2 protein-coding genes are annotated in these 1,960 nt (G+C 70.2%); both read left to right on the forward strand.

Annotation, left to right across the window (positions count from 1 at the left end):
* Positions 1-67 precede the first annotated feature (67 nt).
* A complete protein-coding gene (locus D7X32_RS44275) occupies positions 68-1,294 on the forward strand; it encodes an aspartate aminotransferase family protein (RefSeq protein ID WP_120608464.1) in 1,227 nt (408 codons plus the stop codon).
* 78 nt (positions 1,295-1,372) lie between these two features.
* Positions 1,373-1,942: a J domain-containing protein gene (locus D7X32_RS48030; RefSeq protein WP_244239523.1), complete on the forward strand. Its 570-nt coding sequence runs from the start codon at positions 1,373-1,375 to the stop codon at positions 1,940-1,942.
* The last annotated feature ends 18 nt before the right edge of the window (positions 1,943-1,960 follow it).

Below are 1,960 nucleotides of genomic sequence, written 5' to 3' on the forward strand. Positions count from 1 at the left end.
TACTGCAACCCCCGAGATCTACACTCGACTAGTCGTCGGCAGCGTCAGATGTGTATAAGGGACAGCCTTGCAACCGCCGCCGTCCCCCGCCTCCGCCCCTGGCAACGAGCCCCTCATCCAGAAGGCGAAGCAGCACCTGCTGCAGAACTACAAGCAGCAACCCATTGCCCTGGTGCGCGGTCAGGGCACGAGGGTGTGGGACGCGGACGGCAAGGCGTACCTGGACTGCATCGGTGGCATCGCGGTGTGCGCGATGGGCCATTGCCACCCGGAGGTCGTCGCGGCGGCGAAGGCGCAGCTGGACACGCTGTGGCACGTCTCCAACGTCTTCTACTCGCAGCCGCAGATCGACCTGTCGGAGCAGCTCACCGAGTGGGCCGGGCTGCCGCGCGCGTTCTTCTGCAACTCCGGCGCGGAGGCCAACGAGGCCCTCATCAAGCTGACCCGCAAGGTGATGAAGGACCGGGGCACGCCGGAGCGCTTCGAGATCCTCTCCTTCGAGAAGGGCTTCCACGGCCGCACGCTGGCCACCGTCACCGCCACCGGCCAGCCGAAGTACCACGCCGGCTTCGAGCCGCTGCCCCAGGGCTTCCGGCACCTGCCCTACGGCGACGTGGAGGTGGTGCGCCGCGCCATCGGGCCCTCCACCGCCGCCATCCTGGTGGAGCCCATCCAGGGCGAAGGCGGCGTGCGCATGGCGCCCCCGGGCTTCCTCCAGGGCCTGCGCGCCCTCTGTGACGAGAAGGGCCTGCTGCTGCTCGTGGACGAGGTCCAGACGGGCATGGGCCGCACCGGCCAGCCCTTCGGCTTCATGAACCACGGCATCCGGCCGGACGCCATCAGCCTGGCCAAGGCGCTGGGCAACGGGCTGCCCATTGGCGCCATGCTGTGCCGCGAGGAGCTGGCGGTGAGCCTGGCGCCGGGCACCCACGGCTCCACCTTCGGCGGCAACCTGGTGTCCGCCGCCGCGGCCAACGTGGTGCTGCGGTTGTTGCGCCAGCCCGGTTTCCTGGCGGACGTGCAGGCCAAGGGGGAGCACTTCCTCGCCGGGGCGCGCGCGCTCCAGGCCTCGCTGCCGGAAGGGCGCATCAAGGCCGTGCGCGGGCTCGGGTTGCTCCTGGGCGTGGAGCTGGACCGGGAGGTCGCGCCCGTCATCGCGAAGCTGCGCGAGGCCGGCCTGCTCGTGAACGCAGCCGGGGAAACCACGCTCCGCTTCGCCCCGCCCCTCATCATCTCCCAGAAGGAACTGGACGAAGCGCTGGGCATCCTCCAGCGTGTCCTCTCCGCGCTGTAAAAGGGGGAGGGGCCCCACGGACCCGGGAAGTTTGACGCCCCGCTTCCCGGACACCTACACTTGGGGATTCGCCATCCCGTGGATCGTGACACCTTGAGCGCGCCCAACCCCATCGTCGGCCTGGGGGGCAGGACCGACCACATCGCTACGGTGCCCCACCTGGACCCGGCCCGCCTTCAGCTCAGCCCGGAGGAGGGCTCGGTGCTGTCGTTGGTGGGCCGCGTCGAGCGCATCGACGCCGTGCTGTCCCGCTCCTCGCTGGGCGAGGCGCGCACCATCGCCGTGCTGCTGTCGCTGCGCGCCAAGGGGGCCATCGTGCCCGCCCGGGTGGTGCAGCGCGCGCCTCCCGCCGCCCCGGTGGTGGACGCCGCCCTGGCGGAGGAGGTGGACCTGGATGCCGACCAGAAGCGCGACATCATCGAGATGGAGCGCTCGCTGGACGGGATGGACCACCACGCCGTGCTGGGCGTGGCCCGGGGTTCCAGCCCCCAGGAGGTGAAGCAGGCCTATTACAACGCGTCCCGCCGCTTCCACCCGGACCGCTACTTCGGCAAGAACCTGGGCAGCTTCCGCGCCCGGCTGGAGCGCATCTTCAAGCGCCTCACCGACGCCCACAACGCCCTCAGCCTGTCTCTTATAAACATCTGACGCTGCCGACGACGAGTC

This window comes from Corallococcus carmarthensis (assembly GCF_003611695.1).
In the GTDB taxonomy this organism is placed as follows: Bacteria; Myxococcota; Myxococcia; order Myxococcales; family Myxococcaceae; genus Corallococcus; species Corallococcus carmarthensis.